We start from the raw sequence: 22,435 nt of genomic DNA on the forward strand, positions 1-22,435 counted from the left end.
ACAGGAAAGTTAAGCTCTACAGCGTCGATGGTACTGCACGGGGGACTGTGTGGAAGAGTAGAACGTTGCCAGGTAATTCAAGGTACTTAGTATAAAACTAAGTACCTTTTTGTTATATTAAATTATAGTCAATATTAAAAAAGATACTTAATTTAAATTAAGTATCTCTTATATAAAAATATAGTTAATCAATTGATTATATTTAGAAATAAGGATTTAATTATTTTTAACATATTAATTTATATATTAAGAATTTTTGCCTTTTATCAATAATACTTAAATTTGGAATATTAATTTCTTGGGATAATATAAAACCAGTATAATTTTCTAAGTAGTATATATACTCTTCAGAAGGATAATATAAAATTAAATCTATTTCTCTTGGAAAGCTTTCAACAGATAAAAGAATATTTTTAATTACTTTCATAAATAATTGAACAGAAAATGGGTTGAAAAAGTAAAACTTATTATCACTATTAGATATTTGATATTCTTCTGCAAATGTATTTATAAATTCAATTTTATCTCTAGATTTATTATGATGTTTAAGATAACTTTTTTTATTATTAATACAAATTTCAAAGTAATTATTGTTCATTTCGATACCTGTTACTTTTGAATTATAATAATAATTTATATAAAAAGGTAAGCGGCCTTTACCACAACCAAAATCAACAACAGAATCTTTATCATTAACACAATATTCTTTAAATAATGTTTCTAAGGCTAGATAGGAAGTAGCCTCATATCGATTATAATGATGGGATTCATAAAATCCTTGTTGCTCTCCAGTAGTTTTAATATTAAATAATTTTTCATAGTACAAATCTTCCATAAGGTGTCCTTCCTTTTAATAAAAAATATAGAGCGTTTCCGTAAATATAATAAAGTACAAATATTATAAAATATTTGTAATAAATACGTATAGAAATACTAAATTCAATTAATTATAATAAATATAAAAGAAAAAGTCCAAAAAAAGAGAATAATTTAATATAAGTGTTTATTAATGTTCGTTATTAGTATATACTATTAATGATTGGAATTTTATAAATATTTGATGGAAGACATATCAAATTATGTATATTATTAAATTTGAATCTTTGAAATAAAAATGTAAAGGGGAAAGTTTGATGACAGAATTAAGACATGAATTAGGATTAATTGCACTAGAAAGTTGCAAAGAACTTGGAAAAGCTGTTGATAAATTTATTCAAGAAAAGAGAAATACTAGTGAGTCATTCCTAATACCAATCAATGAGATAAGATTTTCTAACGGAGAAGGAAAAGTAAAGATTTCAGAAAGTGTTAGAGGAAAGGATATATATATATTATGTGATATTGGCAATTACAGTTGTACATATAAAATGTTTGGATTTATTAACCATAAAGGTCCAGATGAACATTTCCAAGACATAAAAAGAACAGTTTCTGCAATAAGAGGTAAGGCTGCAAAGATTACAGTAATAATGCCACTTTTATATGAATCAAGACAACATAGACGCAAGGGAAGAGAGTCTCTAGACTGTGCTTTAGCGCTTCAAGAATTAGAAAGATTAGGAGTACATGAAGTATTAACATTTGATGTACATGATCCTAACGTACAAAATGCAATTCCACTTTTATCTTTTGAAAACTTTTATCCAACATACGATATAGTTAAATCACTTATTAAAAATGAAGAAACTTTAGAACTGAATAAAGACAAGCTTATAGTTATAAGTCCAGATACAGGTGCAATGGATAGAGCAATTTATTATTCAAGTGTTTTAGGTGTAGATGTAGGTTTATTCTATAAGAGAAGAGATCATTCAACAATAGTAAACGGTAAGAATCCTATTGTTCAACATGAGTATATGGGAAGAGATGTTGAAGGAAAAGATGTATTAATAGTAGATGATATGATAGCATCTGGAGAATCTGTTCTTGATATAGCTATGGAATTAAAAGAAAGAAAAGCAAGAAATGTTTATGTAGCTACTACATTTGCTTTCTTTACAGAAGGACTAGAAAAGTTTAATAGATTCTATGAAGATGGAATTATTTCAAGAGTTTATTCAACTAATTTAACATATATTTCTGATGAATTAAAGTCTGCAAAATGGTATAAGCCTGTTGATATGTCAGAATTAGTAGCAAAAATAATTAATAAGTTGAATTATGATAAATCTATTGCTTCTTATATGGACGCAACAAGAGTTATACGTGACTTATTAGAAGAATAAAAGTATAATATATTATAGCACTTGTGAATTTGTAGAAGTTTGCGGTGCTATAATATTTTTTTGAGAGGAGAATATATGGGGAAAAAAAATATTGATGATTTAAAGCAAGAAGATAGGCTTAAAAAAAATACTATCCCAAATAATAATATTAATAATGTTACTTTAATTAATAGAGTGATATTTGGTACTACAAGTAAAATTGATATTTCTTCTAATTTAGTTAGCTCAGGGGTTGGAGGATATGGATTAAATATTATATAAATATTTTTAAAGGTGGAGAGATAATGATAAAGGCATTTCATTCTAATTGGACTACCCCTTTCTTTAAAATGAATCCAAATAAAGAATATTATATAGAAGATTTTGAAATTTTAACTACTATAATATCAGCATTAAAGTGGAGAGAAAAGAATGGTAGTATAAAGATGGTTACAGATGAAATTGGTGCTAATTATTATAGAAGGTTAGGCATTGATAGTATATGGGACTTAGGAATTGATATATCATTAGAAGGAATAAACAATAATATTGATAGCAATTTATTTTGGGCAGCAGGGAAAATATATGCATTAAAAAATCAAGAAGCTCCTTGTGTAATGATTGATACTGATTTTATTGTGTGGAATAAAGTTGAGGACTTACTATTAAAATCGGAGATAAGTGTAATTCATAAGGAAGAAATTAATTCATGTGTTTATCCTAGTAAAGAACACTTTATTATGAAAAAAGGTTATTTATTTGATAAGAAGTGGAGTTGGACTGTATTACCAAGCAATACGGCATTTGTTTATATTGGTGATAATAAATTTAAAGAATATTATACAACTGAATCAATTAAATTTATGGAAAATTTATTGGATAGTGATGATAGAATAGTTAATATGGTCTTTGCAGAACAAAGGTTAATATCTATGTGTGCAGAAAGAAAAAATATAAAAATTAATGAAATAATGGCTTTAGAAAATTTATTTAGTGAAAATCAAAAACTTTTTACACATACATGGGGATATAAAAAAGAAATGAAGAGTGACTTTAATAAACGACGAGACTTCTGTATAAGATGTATTAATAGAATTCTTAGCGACTATCCACAATATAAGTATATGTTAATGAATATTAAGTCTTTAGAAATTTATTTTAACGAAATCAATAAATAGAAATTAATTGTAATATAATTTGAAAAATTGCATAAAAATATAAATGAGGGATATATTTATGATTTAAAGTATATGCCTTTTTTTTAATATAAAAAGTTTTCAGATAAAAAAGAATAATTAAACTTTTAGGTTATTTAGGATTTTTAGTGGTATTATATTTATATACAGAAGCAATATAAAAGGAGCGTGGGAATAATGAAAACATTAGTAATTAATTGCGGTAGTTCATCTTTAAAATATCAATTAATAGATATGGCGACAGAAGATTGCATGGTTCAAGGATTAGTAGAAAGAATAGGGATTGAAGGATCTATATTAACTCAAAAAGTTGAGGGAAAAGATAAATATGTAATAAATTCAGATATTAAAGATCATAAAGAAGCAATAAGACTAGTTTTAGAAGCTTTAGTTGATCCAGTTCATGGTGTTATTAAATCTATGGATGAAATATCAGCAGTAGGACATAGAGTTGTTCATGGAGGAGAAAAGTATTCTGATTCAGTACTAATTAATGATGAAGTATTACAATCAATAAAGGATTGCATAGTATTAGCACCTTTACATAATCCACCAAATGTAATTGGAATAGAAGCTTGTAAAGAGTTAATGCCAAATACACCAATGGTAGCAGTATTTGATACAGCATTCCATCAAACAATGCCAAAGCACGCATATATTTGTCCTTTACCATATGAATTATATGAAAAGTATGGTGTAAGAAAATATGGATTCCATGGAACATCACATAAATATGTTTCTAATAAGGTTGCAGAAGCAATGGGTAAGGATATTAAGGACTTAAAAATAATTACTTGTCACTTAGGAAATGGATGTTCTTTAGCAGCTGTTAAAAATGGAAAATCTATTGATACATCTATGGGCTTTACACCACTTGCTGGAGTAATGATGGGAACAAGATCAGGAAGTATCGATCCTTCTGTTATCAGTTTCTTAATTGAACAACATGGATATACTATTGAAGAAATTGATGAATTATTAAATAAAAAATCAGGAGTTTTAGGTATTTCAGGAGTATCTTCTGATTTTAGAGATGTTTTAGCAGCAGGGGAAGCTGGAAATGAAAGAGCAAAACTTGCTTTAGAAATATTCTACTATAAAGTTAGAACTCAAATAGCAGCATATGCTGGTGCTATGGGAGGAGTAGATGTAATAGTATTTACAGCAGGTATAGGAGAAAACTCTTCTATTACTAGAAGAGAGATATTAAGAGGATTAGAATTCTTTGGATTTACAATTAATGATGAGAAAAATGAACTTAGAGGTCATATCCAAGAAATATCTAATGAAGATTCTAAAGTTAAGGTATATGTAGTACCAACTAACGAAGAGTTAATGATTGCAAGAGATACAGCAAAACTAGTTAAATAATATATTATGGTGTGCTATAAAAATTATTAAATAATTTTTAGCACACTATTTTTATAATAGAAAATAAAGTTTATTTTTATAATAATAAATATGATATAATAATTTTTATCTAAGAGCTAGTTGGTGTAACACTCTCAAGTTTTTATATGGGAGATAACAGCAGACACGCCACTAGACTAGGTGCCCTTGGGGTATAACAAATATAACCTTAAGATGGAGTTAAAACTTAATCTTAAGTTAAGAATTTAGTTTATTATAGAGATGAAAAGAAAAGGAGTCTATTATGGGAAATAAAATAACATTAACATATGAAAATGGAGAATTTAATGTAGCTTTAAATGAAAATGTTGTCTATACAGATAAAGAAATGGAAGGAGCATTACTTAAATTTAATGCAGTAGTAAAAAATAATGCTATTGAACAAAGTAATTCTTGGTGTGATATCGAAGATTCTATTAAAGCTTTCAATATATCTAATATAGAAGTAAATTCACAATTTAAAACTATATCTTATGGAAAAATGAAATATTTTTATAATACTGATAAAGTTTTTTATATTGAAAACAGCAGTATGATATCTTTAGGTGGAGGTTTTTCATTATTTAATTTTGTAATTGATAAAATTAATTCTGGAGAATTAGAAAATGAAGAAAGCTTCTTAGAATTATGTAAAATAGCAATGGTTAATAAGGGAATTTTTAGTGCACATGAAGATAAAATTATGATATCAAGTCCTAAGTTTAGTTATGGAACTGTTGAGTATAACTTTGCAACTAAGAAAATTAATAAGGGTACTAGTAGTGAAAAAGGAAGCTTTGAAGAATTTAAAGCTTATGTTTTAGATATACTTAAATAATTATAATATTATATAAAGTAAAGGATAAATGCAAATGATGAAAGAATTATTATTAGAAGCAGATAGATGTTTATTATGTAAAAATGCAAGATGTAAGGCAAACTGTCCTATTAATACTGAGATACCTGAAGTAGTTAAGCTATTTAAGGAAGGAAAACTAGATGAAGCTGGAGCGATGTTATTTGAAAATAACCCATTATCAGCAGTATGTGCGGTAGTTTGTCCTCATGAAGATCAATGTAAGGGAAATTGTATTAGAGGAATAAAAGGTGAGCCGGTAAGTTTCTGTGAAATCGAAGAACTAATATCTAATGAATATTTAAAAAAGATAAAATTAGAAAAGACGGCAGAGAGAAATGAGAGAATAGCAATTATAGGTGCTGGTCCAGCTGGGATTACATTATCTATTATTTTAGCTAAAAAAGGCTTTAAGGTTACTTTATTTGATGCTCATGAAAAAATTGGCGGAGTATTGAGATATGGTATTCCAGAATATAGATTACCTAACTCAGTTATGGATAGGTATGAAGAAATTCTTCTAGAATTAGGAGTAAAAATTAGACCTAATACTTTAATAGGTCCTGTAATTACTTTAGATAAATTATTCTTTGATGGATATAAGGCTGTATTTATTGGAACAGGAGTATGGAATCCTAAGACTTTAGACATTAAAGGAGAATCTTTAGGAAATGTTCATTATGCAATAGATTATTTAAAATCACCGGATGTTTACAATTTGGGTAAAAAGGTTGCAGTAATTGGAGCAGGAAATGTTGCTATGGATGCAGCAAGAGTTGCTAAAAGAAGTGGAGCAGAAGAGGTATATATACTTTATAGAAAAGGCTTTGAAAATATGCCTTGTACTAAGGTTGAATTACAAGAAGCTAAAGATGACGATATTAAGTTTGAGTTATTTAAAGCACCAATTGAATTAACTGAAGACGGTGTTAAATACATAGAAACAAAAAATGAAGTCAAAGAAGATGGAAAAGTTGTAACAGTTACTATAGATGGAACTGAAGGAATGTTTGAGTGTGATTCTGTAATAATTGCAGTAAGTCAATCACCTAGAAAAAATATAGTAGCTAATACAACAGGAATTGAAACTAACAAATGGGGATTAGTACTTACTGATGACAAAGGGCATACAACAAGAGAAGGTGTATTTGCATCAGGTGATGTTGTAACAGGTGCTAACACTGTAGTTCATGCAGCTGCTTATGCAAAGGTAGTTGCAGAATCTATTGAAGAGTATTGTAAAAAAGACTAGAGAGGCTAAGAGTTAAGAGTTAGGGATGAAACTCCTTAGGAGTTTCTAAAATATCCTATAAATTCAGTCTAAGCTGAATTTATTCCTTAACTAAAAACTAATAACTCAAAACTCTTAACTAAAAAAAGAGGGGTGTTTAAATGAATAATGCAATGGTAAAAAGTGAGTGTGAAAACATCCCAGAGCAATATTTTTATTTTATAAATTGTTCTGATATGGAAAAAGACTTATGTGATATGGAAATGAAAAGTATTTTTGGTAAAGTTCCTAAAGATAAAATTTTATTTTCAAACAAAGACTTTGATCCATCAAGAAGTCCATTTATAAAATTTAAAATTAATATTAGATATGTGGAAGATTCAGTTGAAGAAATTATTAATAAAATCAGAGATGAAGAAATTAAATATGATGATTTTAAAGTAAATTATATGAAGAGCGAAGATGGCGATGTTAGCTATGAAGAACGTCTTAAAGCAATTAGAGGAATAGGATTTGTTGTAACAGGCTTTCCAGATATGCACAATCCCAAGGTAGAGCTTGCAGTTACAAAATTTAAAGATAAGTGGATATTTGGAGAACTTATAAAAAATGATTTTAAGTGGCAAAAACACAATGATAAACCATATTCATATTCAAATGCGATTCCATTAAGAATGGCAAGAGCATTAGTTAATATTGCTACTTGTGATGATAGAAGTTTAAATATAATAGATCCATGCTGTGGTGTTGGAACTGTTGTCATAGAGGCTTTAGATTTAGGGTTTGATGTAAAAGGATATGAAATTAGTAAATCTATTGCTTGCAATGCGAGGAATAATATCGAGTATTTAGGGTATAATAGAGAAATAATAACTAGTGGAGATATGCATGATATAAAAGAAAAATATGATGTTGCCATAGTTGATATTCCTTATGGATTATATTCACCTATTACTGTACAAGAACAAGTGGATATAATCAATACTTCAAGAAGGATAGCTCGTAGACTAGTTATAATTACTTTTGAAGATATGGATAATATAATAATTTCAGCTGGTTTTAGAATACTTGATAAGTGCTATATGACAAAGGGAAATATGAAAAGAGAAATTAGCATATGTGAATAGAATCTAAATTTTTCTAGAATAACCATTAACAAAAAAATTGACAATGAGTTATTCTAATGATATAATAAATTTCGTCAAGAAGAAACTGCCGTTTCTCGCCTTACGGCATAGCTTAGTAAGGTAATGAGTTTATTGGATTTTCATCTAGAAGTATGTCTAGATTTTCTAAATAATACGAGGGCGGCATTATATGTCGCCCTTTTATTTATATATTTTTCTTGATAGATTTTATCGGAGGTGAATGTTATCAGTAAAAACTTTACTTGTAATGAAAGTATTAGAGAAAAGGAAATTAGAGTAATTGATTCAGAAGGTAATCAATTAGGAGTAATTTCCACAAAAGAAGCTTTACAAATGGCTGAGGAGAAAGATTTAGATTTAGTAATGATATCTCCAACAGCAGTGCCACCAGTATGTAAGATAATGGATTTAGGCAAATACATTTACGAGCAATCTAAAAAGGAAAAAGAAGCTAAGAAAAAGCAAAAGGTAACTGTCATTAAAGAAATCAGATGTAGTTTAACTATTGAAGAAAATGACATAGCTATCAAAGCTAAAAATGCTAGAAAGTTCTTATTAGACGGGGATAAAGTTAAAGTCACTGTTAGATTCAAAGGTAGAGAAGCAACATTAGGTCACCTAGGATTAAAAATCTTAGAAAACTTTGTTTCAAAACTTGAAGATGTTTGTACTGTTGAAAAGGCAGCAAAACAAGAGGGAAGAAACATGACAATGGTATTAGCCCCTAAAAAAGCATAACCAGAGAGGAGAATATAATCATGCCAAAAATGAAAACGCACAGAGGTGCAGCTAAAAGATTTAAGAAGACTGGTACTGGAAAGATAAAAAGAGCAAAAGCTTTCAAGAGCCATATCTTAACAAAGAAGAGCGCTAAGAGAAAGAGAAACTTAAGAAAAGCTGCTTATGTTTCAACTACTCAAGAAAAAGCAATGAAGAAATTATTACCATACCTATAATATAGAGGACTTAGGAGGAATACAAAATGGCAAGAGTTAAGAGAGCGGTAAATTCTCGTAAAAATCATAAAAAAGTATTAAAGCTTGCAAAAGGTTACTACGGTGGGAAGAGCAGATTATTCAAGACTGCTAACGAATCTGTAATAAGAGCTTTAAGAAATGCATACGTTGGAAGAAGATTAAAGAAGAGAGATTTCAGAAGATTATGGATAGCAAGAATTAATGCTGCTACAAGAATGAATGGTCTTTCATATTCAAGATTCATGAACGGAATCAAATTAGCTGGAATCGACATGAACAGAAAGATGTTATCTGAAATAGCTATAAACGATCCAAAAGCATTTGCAAACTTAGTAGAAACTGCAAAAGCTCAATTAAACAAATAATTATAAATATAATTTGTTTACATAAGGCAATCCGAAAGGATTGCCTTTTTTATTTTAGTGTGCATAAAATGAAAAATAACATATAATAAAAAGTAAATAATTATTAGGAAGAAATATGTATACAAAAGGTGATTTTCATATACATTCAACTTGTTCTGATGGAGGCTTAACACCAAGTGAGATAGTTAAACTTGCAAAAAGAAAAGAAGTTGATATTATTTCAATTACAGATCATAATAATACAGATGGAATAGATGAAGCCATAGAAGAAGGTAAAAGCCAGGGAATAAGAGTAATACCAGGCGTAGAATTATCGACTCGATATAATAAGTGTAGAGTTCATGTTTTAGGTTATTTTAAAGATGATAGCTATAATAATGAATTACTTAAAATTGTTCTTTTAAAGGTTAGGCAAGGAAATATAAAAGAGTTAAGAAAAATATTTTATAATAATATAGATTTTTGTGGATACAAGGATAAGCTATGTGTTAAAACTGGAGTTGATATATTAAAATTCTTTGGAGCTACAGTTGTTTTAGCACATCCTGTACTATTATGCAAAAAGGATTTTGAAAATATAATTAATATTGATTTTGATGGAATAGAAGCAAAGTACTATAAAAACACTGAAGAAGATACTAAGTATTTAATTAATATAGCTAAGGAAAGAAATATGATATATACTGCAGGATCAGATTTTCATGATTATATTGAATATTATAGAGTTCATGGAATGATTGGTGATGTATATTTAAATCAAGAAGAAATACGTGAGTTTTTAAATAAGTTATCAATAGATGAATGAGATTAATAAGAACTTTTTTCTTTGAGAAAAGACGTATTGGGATTGAATTGACAAAATAATAGATAAATGGTATATATTATATATAAACGTTTACTGGATATTATTGCGATCGTTACTGAATAGCAGGCGAAACCTTATCTAAGAAACGATATATATCTATATCGTTTTTATTAGAGAGGTTTTTTTTATTGAAAAATTTCTTCTTAAGTAATACTAATAATTTAATGGGGTGCTTAGATGGTAATTAAACAAATATTTAATAACAATGTTGTATTAGCTAAGAATTCATCAAAAGATGAATTAGTAGCAATGGGATGTGGAATAGCATTCAAGAAAAAAGTAGGAGATAAAATAAATGAAAATTCTATAGAAAAAACATTTATTCTTAAACAAAAAGATGCATCAGAAAAATTTAAGCTCTTATTAGAAGATATTCCCGCGGAGCATGTATCAATATGTTATGATATAATTGAATATGCTAAAAATATGTTAGATATAGAGTTAAATGATTATATATATGTTACACTAACCGATCATATAAGTTATGCACTAAAATTAAATAAAGATGGTATAAAGCGTTCTAATGTTTTAATGTGGGAAATTAAAAAGTTTTATCCTAAAGAATTTAAGATAGGATTAAGGTCATTAGATTTAATAGAAGAGGAAACTGGACAAAGGTTAGATGATGATGAGGCTGGAAGTATTGCCTTACATTTAATTAATGCTCAGATAAACAAGAGTAGCACTTGTGCTGGTGATGCAGCAAAATTAACACAAATGGTTCAAGATATTTTAAATATAGTAAAGTACACATATAATATTCAATTAGATGAAGATTCATTGAATTATGAAAGATTTGTTACACACTTAAGGTTTTTCTTTAAGAGACTTAATAATAAAAATGTTTTTGAAGAAGAGGATGATTTTTTATTAGAGCAAGTGAAAGATAAATATAAGAAAGCTTATGAATGTATGTTAAAGGTAGAAAAGTATTTAGGTCAGAAGTTATCGCAATCAGAAAAACTTTATTTAACATTGCATATTCAAAGGGTTACAGCAAGGTAGGAGAATAATTAATAGCAGCAAAAGAATATAGAATACTAATAAATATAGATATTTAAATTCTTTTGTTGTTTTTATAAAAAAAATAATAAAATTTTATTGACAATGTTTACAAGATAGTTTATTATAAATATATAAGTTAAATGTTTACAAGAAAATATGAGATCGTTACTGACTCGATCAGGCGAAACCTTAATTAATGAAGATGAGATATTATTGCTTTATCTATCTTGATTAGTTGAGGTTTTTATATTTTAAAACTAAATTAAGAAAATACTAATTTATAAGATTAAATATAATTTAGTAGGGATTGTTACTGTTAAATCAGGCGAAACCAGAATTTATGGAATAAATATAATTATTTATATTATTTCATAAGTATTGGTTTCGCTTTTTTTTATAAATATAAATAAAATTTAAATATATAATAAAGGGGAGAATGGTTATGAAGTATGAAAAATTAGCTAAAGATATTATTAAGAACGTTGGCGGTAAAGAAAACGTTAACAGCTTAACTCATTGTGTTACGAGATTACGTTTTAAACTTAAAGATGAAAGTAAGGCAAATACAGAAGTATTGAAGAAGATGGATGGGGTAGTTACTGTAGTTAAAAGTGGTGGACAATATCAAGTAGTTATAGGAAACCATGTTCCAGATGTTTACGCAGATGTAGTAGCAGTAGGAGGATTTTCTGAAGCTTCAGATGGAGATGCAAATGAAAAAGTTGGACCACTGGCTGCATTAATAGACATAATTTCTGGAGTCTTCCAACCTATATTGGCTGTATTGTGTGCAACAGGTATGATAAAAGGGTTAACAGCTATATTATCAGCGGCAAATTTAGTTGATAGTACTGGATCAACATATATGATATTAAATGCAATTGGGGATTGCTTATTCTATTTCTTTCCGATCTTTTTAGGATTTACAGCAGCTAAAAAATTCAAGTTAAGTCAATTTACAGGTATGGCAATTGGAGCAGCTCTAGTTTATCCAGATATAGTAGGGCTAGCAGGACAAACGGTTGGATTTTTTGGAATTCCAGTAGTTATGCCTAGCAGTGGATACACTTCAACAGTTATTCCTATAATACTAGCTGTATTCATAGCATCAAAATTAGAAAAAATATTTAAAAAGATTATACCAGATGTAGTTAAAACTTTCTTAGTTCCATTTTGTACACTATTAATTATAGTTCCTGTAACATTTATGGCAATTGGTCCAGTTGCAACATATGCGGCTAATATTTTAGGTGACGTAACAATGGCAATTTATAATTTCAGTCCAGTAGTAGCAGGTGTATTTATTGGAGGGTTATGGCAAGTATTTGTAATGTTTGGATTACATTGGGGGTTAGTTCCAATAGCATTTAATAGTTTAGCAACGGTTGGATATGATACAGTATTAGCAACTTCAGTAGCTGTATGCTTTGCTCAAACAGGTGTTGTTTTGGCTATATTAGTAAAAACTAAAAATAAAAAATTAAGATCAATTTGTATTCCAGCAGCTATTTCAGGAATGTTTGGTGTGACTGAACCGGCTATTTATGGTGTTACATTACCAAGAAAAAAACCTTTCATTCTAAGCTGTATTGGTGGAGCAGTAACAGGAGGAATTATTGGATTATTTGGTTGTAGAGGTTACATGGTAGGAGGAATGGGTATATTCGCACTTCCTAGTTATATTGGACCAGATGGAATAGATAGTAGATTTTTAGGTATGGTTTTAGCTATGGCTGTAGGTGTTGTAGTAGGTTTCTTATTAATGTTATTTGCTAAATTACCAGAAGAAGATATGAAAGATGAAACAGTTGTAGAAAAAAACAAAGAAGTTTTAGTTAATAAAGAAGTATTAGTTAGCCCATTAAAAGGTGATATTGTATCTTTATCAGAAGTTAAAGATGCAGCATTTGCGTCAGGTGCTTTAGGAAAGGGAATTGCAATTGTTCCAACAGAAGGAAAAGTTCTTTCTCCAGCTGACGGTACATTAACAACATTATTTCCAACATCTCATGCATTAGGAATTACTACAAATAGTGGAGCTGAAATATTGATACATGTTGGTATGGATACAGTTCAATTAGAAGGAAAGCATTTTATTCCTAAAGTTAAACAAGGTGAGAAAGTTAAAAAGGGTCAAGTATTATTAGAGTTTGATATAAATGCTATAAAGTCTGAAGGATATTCAGTGGTAACTCCAGTAATAGTTACAAATTCAGATAGTTACTTAGATATAGTTGAAACAGATAAGAAAAGAGCAAATTATAGTGAAGATATTTTAACAGTAGTAGTATAAAAAAAGATTTCTATTAGTAGAGAGATGTAAAAACATCTCTCTATTTTTTATAGAATTTATTAAGCCTTAGAAAATTTTAAACTTAAATGTGCAATTAAAATTATGAATATATAAGAATAATTTTACAAAAGATAAACTTATGACAAAAGTGAGGTGGAACTAATGAAAATTAAAATGACTGTTGAAGAATTTGACAATATAATAAGCAACTTTAAAGATAAATATAAAGTTATTGCTCCAGTATCTATACCATACGCAGGTCAATATTCAGATACAGATGTAATTAGATATGAAGAAATCAAAAGTATTAATGAAGTTGAATTTGACCGTAAATCACATTTTACTGCTAAAGAAGTAGTTATGCCAGTTACAGAAACATTATTTTATTACAATGAAGATGAATATAAAATTCCATCAATAGATGAGCGAGAAATGCTAGTTTTTATGCGTTCTTGCGATATTCATGGATTACATCGTATAGATAATGTTTACTTAAACAATGGTAAAGAACCTGATTATTATTATAAGAGGCTTAGGGATAAAGTTAAGATAGTATTAATTGGATGCGCAGAAAGCTTTAGAAATTGCTTTTGTGTAAGTTTTGGTACTAATAAGACTGATGATTATTCACTAGCAATTAAGGTTGATAAGGGTGATGTTTATATAGATGTTAAGGATGATGAGTTTAAAGATATTTTTGTAGGAACAGAAACAGACTTTAATATTGAATTTGTATCCTCTAATGAAGTAAAAGTAACATTGCCAGAAGAATTAAATCCTTTAGAGGTAGCAGAAGCAGAGCTTTGGAGAGAATATGATTATAGATGTATAGCATGTGGGAGGTGTAATCTTTCTTGTCCAACATGTTCCTGCTATACGATGCAAGATGTAGTGAGTCAGGATAATGCAAGATGTGGTGAAAGAAGGAGAGTTGGAGCATCATGTCAAATACCAGGATTTTCTTTAATGGCTGGAGGACATGATGTTAGAGTAAGAAATGGAGATAGAATGAGATATAGAACGATGCATAAAATGTACGATTATGGTGAAAGATTTGGACCACAAATGTGTATAGGATGTGGAAGATGTGATGATGTATGTCCTCAATATATATCAATATCAACTGCTATGAATAAAGTAACTCAATTTGTTAAAAGTAAGCAAAGGGAGGATTAGAAGATGGTAAATGAGTATATTCCTTATAAAGTGAAAATTTTAGATATTATAAAGCATACTCCAAAAGAATGGACCTTTAGAGTAAATAGAAAATGTGATGAAATAAATCCAGGACAATTTTTTGAAATTTCAATGCCTAAATATGGGGAATCACCAATATCAGTATCAGGATTTAGTGATGAATATTTAGATTTTACAATTAGAGAAGTTGGTAAGGTTACAGAAGAGATATTTAAGTTAAATATAGGAGACAGTATACAATTAAGAGGACCATATGGGAATGGTTTTGAAATTAAAAATTATAAGGATAAAGAAATAATAATAGTTTCAGGGGGAAGTGGATTAGCTCCAGTTAGAGGGATTTTGGAATATTTTTATGAAAATATAGATGAATGTAAAAGTGTAACATTAGTTTGTGGATTTAGATCTCCTGAAGATGTTTTATTTAAAGAAGATATACAAAAATGGAAGTCAAAATTTAATGTTATATTAACAGTTGATAAAGCTGAAGAGAATTATGATGGCGATGTAGGCCTTGTAACTAAATATATACCAGAGCTTAAAATAAAGGATAAAGAAAGTGTTTCAGCAGTAATTGTAGGACCTCCAATGATGATGAAATTTACAATAGCAGAATTCCAAAAGATAGGTATAGAGGATTATAATATTTGGGTTTCATATGAAAGAAAAATGTGTTGTGGATTAGGAAAATGTGGCCATTGTAGAATGGATACTACTTATATATGTACAGATGGACCAGTATTTAATTATGCTTTTGGAAAGACATTATATGATTAGGAGGGATAGGCTATGGCACTTATACATGATTTAAATACAAGAAAGACCATGAAAAATGCATTTAGAATAACTAAAAATAAATATATGACAGCAGTAAGAATCAGAATTCCAGGAGGATCAATTCGTACAGATACATTAAAATTAGTTGCTGATTTAGCTGATAAATATGGAGATGGAAGGGTTCATGTTACAACAAGACAGGGATTTGAAGTATTAGGAATTCCAATGGAGCGTATGGATGAAGTAAATGAAGCACTTCAACCTATTATTGATAATATGGGTACTAATCAAAAGCATAAGGGATCAGGATATCCTTCTGCAGGTACAAGAAATATAACTTCTTGTATTGGAAATAATATTTGCCCTAAGGCTCAGTATAATACAACAGAATTAGCAAGAAAAATTGAAGATATGGTTTATCCCGATGACTTACATGTAAAAATTGCAGCAACAGGATGTCCTAATGATTGTATAAAAGCTAGAATGCATGATATAGGAATAATAGGAATGTGTTTGCCAGTTTATGATTCATATAGGTGTATATCTTGTGGGGCCTGTGTAAAGAAATGTAAACAAGTATCAACTACAGCATTAAGTGCAAAGAATTATAAAGTTGTAAGAGATCCAAGTAAGTGTATTGGTTGTGGAGAATGTGTTTTAGCATGTCCTAACAACGCATGGACCAGAAGTCCTAAAAAGTATTATAGAATTGTTATTATGGGTAGAACTGGGAAAACAAATCCAAGAATTGCAGAAGATTTTATAAAATGGGCTGATGAAGATACTGTTTTAAAAGTTATAGATAATACTTATAAATTTGTTAGGGAATATATAAGTCCAGATGCACCTTATGGAAAAGAGCATATTGGGTATATTGTTGACAGAGTTGGATATAAGGAATATAAGAAATGGGCTCTAGATGGAGTTAACTTACCAGAAATAGCTGAAGTTAGTGAAAATGTAAATTGGGCAGGAGTGCATTATATGAGGAAATAAAATAATATCAAAAACAAAATTATTAATTATTGTTTAGTTAATTAATGGCTTAATGATATGTAAATATTTTATTATTTATACTTAAGTAAGGAGTGTTTTAAATGGAAGTAATAAGATCAACTTGTAACTATTGCTCTATAGCATGCAATCTAGATTTTCATGTAGAAGATGATGAAATAAAAAAAGTTGTCCCTACAAAAGATTATCCGGTAAATGAAGGTTTTTGCTGTACAAAGGGGTTAAACTTAGATAAGCAAAATACAAAAGTTCACAATCCTGTATTACCTCTAATGAGAGGTGAAGATGGACTTATGAAACAAATTTCATGGGATGAAGCATTTAAACTTTTTGCAGATAGAGTTTTAGATATTCAAAGTAAATATGGAAAAGAAAGCTTTGCATTTATAAGTACAGGACAATTAGCAACAGAAGAAATGGCCCTAATTGGACATATAGGAAGAAACTTTTTAGGTGGAAATGGAGATGGTAATACTAGACTTTGTATGGCAACATCAGTAGTAGCATATAAACAAAGTTTTGGTTTTGATGCACCACCATACACATTAAAAGATTTAGAAGAATCAGATGTAATTATATTAATAGGGTCCAATCCAGTAGTATGTCATCCAATTCTTTGGAGTAGAGTAAGAAAGAATAAACGTAATGCTAAACTTATTGCAGTTGATCCAAGAAGATCAGAAACAGTAACAAATTGTGATATTTGGTATGATATAAAACCTAAGAGTGATTTAACATTTTTATACACTTTAGCAAATATATTAATAGAAAAAGATTGGATTGATAAAGAGTACATAGAAAAGTATACTGAGGATTTTGAAGGCTTTAAAGAACAGGTAAAAGATTTTACTTTAGATAAGGTAGAAGACCAAACAGGAATATCTAGTGCGAGGATGTTAGAGCTTGCAAAAATAATTCATGAAGGTGAAAGAGTATCACTTTGGTGGACTATGGGAATAAATCAAGGATATCAAGCAGTAAGAAATGCTCAAGCAATAATAAATATCGCATTAATGACAGGAAATATAGGTAGAGTAGGAACAGGGGCTAATTCAATTACAGGGCAATGTAATGCAATGGGATCAAGATTATTTAGCAATACAACAGGATTTTATGGCGGTGGAGAGTATAGCGATCCAGCAAGAAGAAAGCGTATAGCAGAAGTGTTAGATATGGATGAAGAAATGCTACCTACAAAGCCAACTTTACCTTATAACGTAATTATAGATAAAATAAATTCGGGAGAAATAAGGGCTTTATGGGTTGTTGCAACTAATCCATTAAGTTCATGGATTAATAATTTAGAGTTTAAAAAAGCTGCTGAAAAGATAGACTTTTTGGTAGTAGAAGATATTTATGCTGATACTGAAACAGCTCATTACTGTGATTTATTATTACCTTCAGCAAATGGATTAAAAAAAGAAGGCGTAATAATAAATACAGAAAGAAGATTATCAAAATTAAACCCAGTACTTAAAAAGAAGGATAATGAATTAACAGATTATGATATTATGCTTGGAGTAGGGAAGGCTTTAGGAATGGGTAAACTTCTAGATAAATGGAAAACTCCTAGAGAGGCTTTTGAGTTAATGAAAGAGTGTTCAAAAGGAATGCCATGTGATATTACTGGTGTAGATTATGATTCTTTAAAGGATTCTAGAGGAGTACAATGGCCTTGTAGAAAAGGTGAAGAAATTAAAGAAGATGAAAGAAGATTATTTGAAGATAATAAATATTTTACACCTAGTAAAAAGGCAAAGTTTATGTATGAAGATGTAGCGCAAGTACCAATAGAACCAAGCGAAGAATATCCTTATTTATTTAATACTGGAAGAGGAACAGTAGGCCAATGGCATACACAAACAAGAACACGTGAAATAAATGATGTAAGTGCAATTGTGCCTCATAGAGGTTACGTAAATATTAATAATGAATTAGCAGAAGAATTAAATATTAAGGAAAATGATATAGTTAGAATATCTTCTCCAAATGGAATAAGTAATGATTTCCTTGTTAAGCTATCAAGAACTGTTAAGAAAAATCAAATTTATGCACCTATGCACTATATAGAAGCCAATTCACTTTTGCCTTCAATATTTGACACATATTCAAAAGAACCTAACTTTAAATATGTACCTGTAAAAATAGAAAAGATTGGCTAGGTGAGAGATATGAAGAGAATAAAAATAGATAGAAAAAAATGTATAGGATGTTTAACATGCACTACTGCTTGTAAAGTTGCACATGGTGGTGATACAAGAGGTAGAATTACTATCAATAGTGAGGGAAGATATGCTCCAATATATTGTAGGCATTGTTCTAAGCCGGAGTGTGTTTATACTTGTATGACTGGTGCAATGAGAAGGGATGATGAAACAGGATTAGTTTTATATGATAAATCAAGATGTGCTAGTTGTTTTATGTGTATAATGGCATGTCCTTATGGAGTATTAAAGATGGATAGTGCAACAGATAAGGAAGTAATGAAATGTGATATGTGTAGGTCAACAGAGGAAAATTATCCACAATGTGTAGCAAGATGTCCAATGGCAGCTTTAACATTAGAGGAGGTAGAAGAGGATTAATGGCATATGTAGTAGTAGGAGCTTCAGCAGCAGGAATTAATGGTGCTAGAACTTTAAGAGAATATAATAAAGATGCAGAAATTATTTTAATTTCAAAAGATGAACATGTTTATTCTAGATGTATTTTACATCATTATTTAGATGGAAGAAGAACCGTAGAAGATTTAGATTTTACTCCAAGAGAATTTTTTGATAAATACAATATAAAATGGATTAAAGGAAAAGAAGTAACTAAAATAAAGCCTGAAGAGCATAGTGTGACTTTAGATGATGGGCAAGAAATTAAGTATGAAAAAATATTATTAGCAACAGGGGCATATTCATTTATACCACCAATAGAAAATTTAAGGGAAGCTAATAATGTTGTAGGACTTAGAGATTTAGAAGATGCTCTTAAAATAAAAGAAGTTGCAAATAAAGTTAAGAATGTTGTTGTTTTAGGTGGAGGATTAGTTGGTATAGATGCTTTAGCTGGAATAATTGATTATGATATAAACTTATCACTTGTTGAAATGGGAGATAGAATACTTCCACTTCAATTAGATAAATATGCAGCAAATAGATATGAAAGACTTCTTGAAGATAGGGGAGTAAATTTAAAATTTGGTGTAAAAGCTGAAAAATTAATAGTAGATGATAATAAAAATCCAGTAGCATTAAGGCTTAATACAGGAGAAGAGATACCATGTGAGCTTGTAATAGCTTGTACTGGTGTTAGATCAAATGTTAAATTTTTAGAGGGAACTTCAGTAACCTGCGATAAGTTTGGAGTAATAATAAATGAAAAGGGAGAAACTGATGCAAAAGATGTATATGCAGCTGGGGATATAAGTGGAAGAAATCCTATTTGGCCAACAGCTGTTAAGGAAGGCATTATAGCTGCAAGTAATATGAGTGGAAAAGTTGCATTTATGAATGATTTCTTTGGAAGTAAAAATACTATGAGTTTTTTAGGACTTCCAACTATGTCCCTTGGAGTTGTAAATAAGCCAGATGATAGTTATGAAGAAGTTATAGATAAAAATGGAGATGATTATAAAAAGATAATTTATAAAGATGGATGTATTTATGGGGCAATAATTCAAGGTGATTTATCATATGCAGGAGTTTTAACTCAATTGATTAAGGAAAATATTAATGTATCAAAGGTTAAAAAACCATTATTTGATATAGATTATTCAGATTTCTTTAATATAAAAGAAAATTTAGAGTTTGTATATTAAAAATAGTGCAAGGAGTAATTAATTACTCCTTGTAATTTTTTGATATCAATGAAGCTGTTTAATTATCAATTGATAATAATTAACAAAGAGAAAATGTGTACACTTATGGATGTAAAACATATAATAATTCTATCAAATGATAATGGAGTGATAACAATGAAGAATAGATATGATGAATCGAATAAGGTAACAATATTATCGATTTTACTTAATATAGGATTAACAATAATGAAGATAGTAGCTGGATTTATTGGAAATTCATCTGCAATAATTGCAGATGGGCTACATTCAGCTTCTGATATTATAACTTCAATTGGTATTCTTATAGGTAACAAAATTTCTAGAAAACCAAGGGATGAAGAACATCAATATGGTCATGAGAAAGCTGAAAGTTTAGTATCATTTATTTTAGCAGCGGTACTTATAATTGTGGCCTTAGAAATAGGATATAATGGGGCTATTGAATTGTTTAATATTAATACAATTGAAGTGCCTAGTGTTTTACCACTTATAGTAGCTTTAATTTCAATAGGTGTTAAGGAGTATCAATATCAAATTACTATAAGAGTAGCAAATAAGATTAACTCTTCTTCGTTAAAGGCTGATGCATGGCATCATAGATCGGATGCATTATCTTCTATAGCTGCGTTTATTGGGATAGGAGGTGCAATGCTAGGGTTTAAGGTATTAGATCCAATTGCATCTATTATAGTTGCTATAGTTGTTGTTAAGGTTGGTATAGATATTTTGAAATCAGCATGTGCAGAATTAATGGATAGTTCGATTAATAAAAGGGATATAGTTAAGATTGAAGATATAATAAGTACTGATGATAAAATCTATGGAATTAAGGATTTTAAATCAAGAAAATATGGGTCAGTTGCTTATATTGATATGAGTATTTTTATTGATAAATCTAAAAGTTTAGAAGAAGCACATGAAATTGCTGATAATTTAGAGAAAAATATAATAGCTAATTTGAGTTATATAAAAGAAATTAATATTCATGCAGAACCTTATAATAGGGAAAAGGCAATGGACAATAGATAATAAGAATAGGTAAAGGCTAGAAAAGATAAAATAGTGTTTTATCTGTATATTTTAACTTTTACCTATTTATTATATTGTGTGGCGAAAGCCACTTTTTTTATAGATATTAGGATAAATAATATTGTGAATGTGTAATTATTATGTATATAAGATTATAGTTACTATCTTTTATTTTACTTGTCATTTTATTTAAGCATAGGTATTATTTATAATAGTGTTATAAGTCGTAAGATAAATTTAGGAAGGATTAGATTAATTAATGAGAATAAATAAACTTTTCAGTAATTTGGGTATTTGCTCTAGAAGAGAAACTAATAGATTAATTGAAGAAAAAAGAGTTGTAGTTAATGGTGTTTTATGTGAGCCTGGGCAATGGGTAGAAGAGGAAGATGAAATATTTTTAGATGGACAAAAAGTTAAGTCTAAGGATAAGGTTTATATAGTATTAAATAAGCCAGTAGGGGTAACTTGTACAGCTGCTGAAGAAGTTAAAGATAATATAATTAGCTATATGAATTATGATCAATATATATTTCCTGTTGGAAGATTGGATAAGGAATCTCAAGGATTAATAATAATGACTAATGATGGTGTACTTGCAAATAAAATATTAGAGTCAGATAATTTACATGAAAAAGAGTATGTAGTTACGGTTGATAAGGATTTTGATAATGATTTTATCAGAAAAATGGCAGATGGAGTTGACATAGGAGATGTAATTACTAGGCCATGTAAAGTTGAAAAAATAAATAATAATACTTTTAAAATAATTTTAACTCAAGGCTTAAATAAGCAAATAAGAAGAATGACTAAAGCTTTTGGATATACGGTAATTAAGCTTGAGAGAATAAGAATAATGAATATTAAATTAGATGATATTGAGTATGGAACATGGAGAAATATAACTGAAGAAGAATTAAAGGTATTAAAAGAGGAATCTGGTTTATAATAAAAATAAAATAGGGATGTATCAAAATATTTTGAGAGACTGTAGATAATTTTGTGTAATATAGTTTCTTATAAATCAAATATTACTGGAAATTTTGATTTCCAGTAATAT

At 28.9% G+C, this 22,435-nt stretch carries 22 protein-coding genes; 21 read left to right on the forward strand and 1 reads right to left on the reverse strand.

Going from position 1 to position 22,435, the window contains the following annotated elements; genetic code table 11:
• Window positions 1–226: 226 nt before the first annotated feature.
• Window positions 227–835 carry a methyltransferase gene (locus ABUA17_RS15555; RefSeq protein WP_055277920.1) on the reverse strand — a complete coding sequence of 203 codons (609 nt, stop codon included), beginning with the start codon at window positions 833–835 and terminating at the stop codon, window positions 227–229.
• Between the two features lie 298 nt (window positions 836–1,133).
• Here ABUA17_RS15555 and ABUA17_RS15560 point away from each other — a divergent pair, with 298 nt between their 5' ends.
• The 21 genes from ABUA17_RS15560 (at window position 1,134) to ABUA17_RS15660 (ending at window position 22,324) form a co-directional block, all read left to right on the forward strand.
• The gene (locus ABUA17_RS15560; RefSeq protein ID WP_042397948.1) at window positions 1,134–2,225 is read left to right on the forward strand and encodes a ribose-phosphate pyrophosphokinase; all 1,092 of its coding nucleotides are present in this window, start codon (window positions 1,134–1,136) and stop codon (window positions 2,223–2,225) included.
• A gap of 75 nt (window positions 2,226–2,300) precedes the next feature.
• Window positions 2,301–2,486 (forward strand): hypothetical protein, encoded by a 186-nt coding sequence (locus tag ABUA17_RS15565; protein WP_042397951.1) that lies wholly within the window; start codon window positions 2,301–2,303, stop codon window positions 2,484–2,486.
• A 23-nt stretch (window positions 2,487–2,509) separates the two neighbouring features.
• Window positions 2,510–3,382 (forward strand): DUF6734 family protein, encoded by an 873-nt coding sequence (locus ABUA17_RS15570; RefSeq protein ID WP_055291648.1) that lies wholly within the window; start codon window positions 2,510–2,512, stop codon window positions 3,380–3,382.
• Between the two features lie 195 nt (window positions 3,383–3,577).
• Window positions 3,578–4,771: an acetate/propionate family kinase gene (locus ABUA17_RS15575; RefSeq protein WP_042397959.1), complete on the forward strand. Its 1,194-nt coding sequence runs from the start codon at window positions 3,578–3,580 to the stop codon at window positions 4,769–4,771.
• Window positions 4,772–5,054: 283 nt separating this feature from the next.
• Entirely contained in the window at window positions 5,055–5,627 is a 573-nt protein-coding gene (locus tag ABUA17_RS15580) for a hypothetical protein (protein WP_042397961.1), read from the forward strand.
• A gap of 28 nt (window positions 5,628–5,655) precedes the next feature.
• Window positions 5,656–6,897, forward strand: coding sequence for an NAD(P)-dependent oxidoreductase (locus ABUA17_RS15585; protein ID WP_055277924.1), 1,242 nt, complete (start codon window positions 5,656–5,658; stop codon window positions 6,895–6,897).
• A 140-nt stretch (window positions 6,898–7,037) separates the two neighbouring features.
• Window positions 7,038–8,003 (forward strand): DNA methyltransferase, encoded by a 966-nt coding sequence (locus ABUA17_RS15590; protein ID WP_055291647.1) that lies wholly within the window; start codon window positions 7,038–7,040, stop codon window positions 8,001–8,003.
• Between the two features lie 237 nt (window positions 8,004–8,240).
• Window positions 8,241–8,762 carry a translation initiation factor IF-3 gene (infC, locus tag ABUA17_RS15595; RefSeq protein WP_042397970.1) on the forward strand — a complete coding sequence of 174 codons (522 nt, stop codon included), beginning with the start codon at window positions 8,241–8,243 and terminating at the stop codon, window positions 8,760–8,762.
• A 20-nt stretch (window positions 8,763–8,782) separates the two neighbouring features.
• On the forward strand, window positions 8,783–8,980 hold the full coding sequence (gene rpmI / locus ABUA17_RS15600; RefSeq protein WP_042397974.1) for a 50S ribosomal protein L35: 198 nt from the start codon (window positions 8,783–8,785) through the stop codon (window positions 8,978–8,980).
• A gap of 26 nt (window positions 8,981–9,006) precedes the next feature.
• Complete coding sequence (gene rplT, locus ABUA17_RS15605) at window positions 9,007–9,366, forward strand: 50S ribosomal protein L20 (RefSeq protein ID WP_042397977.1); 360 nt, start codon at window positions 9,007–9,009, stop codon at window positions 9,364–9,366.
• A gap of 115 nt (window positions 9,367–9,481) precedes the next feature.
• On the forward strand, window positions 9,482–10,171 hold the full coding sequence (locus ABUA17_RS15610) for a PHP domain-containing protein (protein ID WP_055277926.1): 690 nt from the start codon (window positions 9,482–9,484) through the stop codon (window positions 10,169–10,171).
• A 237-nt stretch (window positions 10,172–10,408) separates the two neighbouring features.
• The gene (gene licT, locus ABUA17_RS15615) at window positions 10,409–11,236 is read left to right on the forward strand and encodes a BglG family transcription antiterminator LicT (protein ID WP_055291646.1); all 828 of its coding nucleotides are present in this window, start codon (window positions 10,409–10,411) and stop codon (window positions 11,234–11,236) included.
• 442 nt (window positions 11,237–11,678) lie between these two features.
• The gene (locus ABUA17_RS15620; RefSeq protein WP_042397983.1) at window positions 11,679–13,529 is read left to right on the forward strand and encodes a beta-glucoside-specific PTS transporter subunit IIABC; all 1,851 of its coding nucleotides are present in this window, start codon (window positions 11,679–11,681) and stop codon (window positions 13,527–13,529) included.
• 162 nt (window positions 13,530–13,691) lie between these two features.
• On the forward strand, window positions 13,692–14,705 hold the full coding sequence (gene asrA / locus ABUA17_RS15625) for an anaerobic sulfite reductase subunit AsrA (RefSeq protein ID WP_042397986.1): 1,014 nt from the start codon (window positions 13,692–13,694) through the stop codon (window positions 14,703–14,705).
• Between the two features lie 3 nt (window positions 14,706–14,708).
• Window positions 14,709–15,503, forward strand: a complete 795-nt coding sequence (gene asrB, locus ABUA17_RS15630; RefSeq protein WP_042397989.1) for an anaerobic sulfite reductase subunit AsrB — start codon at window positions 14,709–14,711, stop codon at window positions 15,501–15,503.
• A 12-nt stretch (window positions 15,504–15,515) separates the two neighbouring features.
• Window positions 15,516–16,499: a sulfite reductase subunit C gene (asrC, locus tag ABUA17_RS15635; protein ID WP_042397991.1), complete on the forward strand. Its 984-nt coding sequence runs from the start codon at window positions 15,516–15,518 to the stop codon at window positions 16,497–16,499.
• 101 nt (window positions 16,500–16,600) lie between these two features.
• Window positions 16,601–18,679 carry a molybdopterin oxidoreductase family protein gene (locus tag ABUA17_RS15640; RefSeq protein ID WP_042397995.1) on the forward strand — a complete coding sequence of 693 codons (2,079 nt, stop codon included), beginning with the start codon at window positions 16,601–16,603 and terminating at the stop codon, window positions 18,677–18,679.
• Between the two features lie 9 nt (window positions 18,680–18,688).
• Complete coding sequence (locus ABUA17_RS15645) at window positions 18,689–19,102, forward strand: 4Fe-4S dicluster domain-containing protein (RefSeq protein ID WP_042397998.1); 414 nt, start codon at window positions 18,689–18,691, stop codon at window positions 19,100–19,102.
• Window positions 19,102–20,325 carry an NAD(P)/FAD-dependent oxidoreductase gene (locus ABUA17_RS15650; protein ID WP_042398001.1) on the forward strand — a complete coding sequence of 408 codons (1,224 nt, stop codon included), beginning with the start codon at window positions 19,102–19,104 and terminating at the stop codon, window positions 20,323–20,325. The genes ABUA17_RS15645 and ABUA17_RS15650 overlap by 1 nt, the downstream gene beginning before the upstream one ends.
• A gap of 156 nt (window positions 20,326–20,481) precedes the next feature.
• On the forward strand, window positions 20,482–21,375 hold the full coding sequence (locus ABUA17_RS15655; protein WP_055291645.1) for a cation diffusion facilitator family transporter: 894 nt from the start codon (window positions 20,482–20,484) through the stop codon (window positions 21,373–21,375).
• Window positions 21,376–21,634: 259 nt separating this feature from the next.
• Window positions 21,635–22,324 (forward strand): pseudouridine synthase, encoded by a 690-nt coding sequence (locus tag ABUA17_RS15660; RefSeq protein WP_042398005.1) that lies wholly within the window; start codon window positions 21,635–21,637, stop codon window positions 22,322–22,324.
• Window positions 22,325–22,435 lie beyond the last annotated feature (111 nt).

Source organism: Clostridium sp. RTP31139st1_H3_RTP31139_211217 (assembly GCF_040227035.1).
GTDB lineage: Bacteria > Bacillota > Clostridia > Clostridiales > Clostridiaceae > Clostridium > Clostridium saudiense.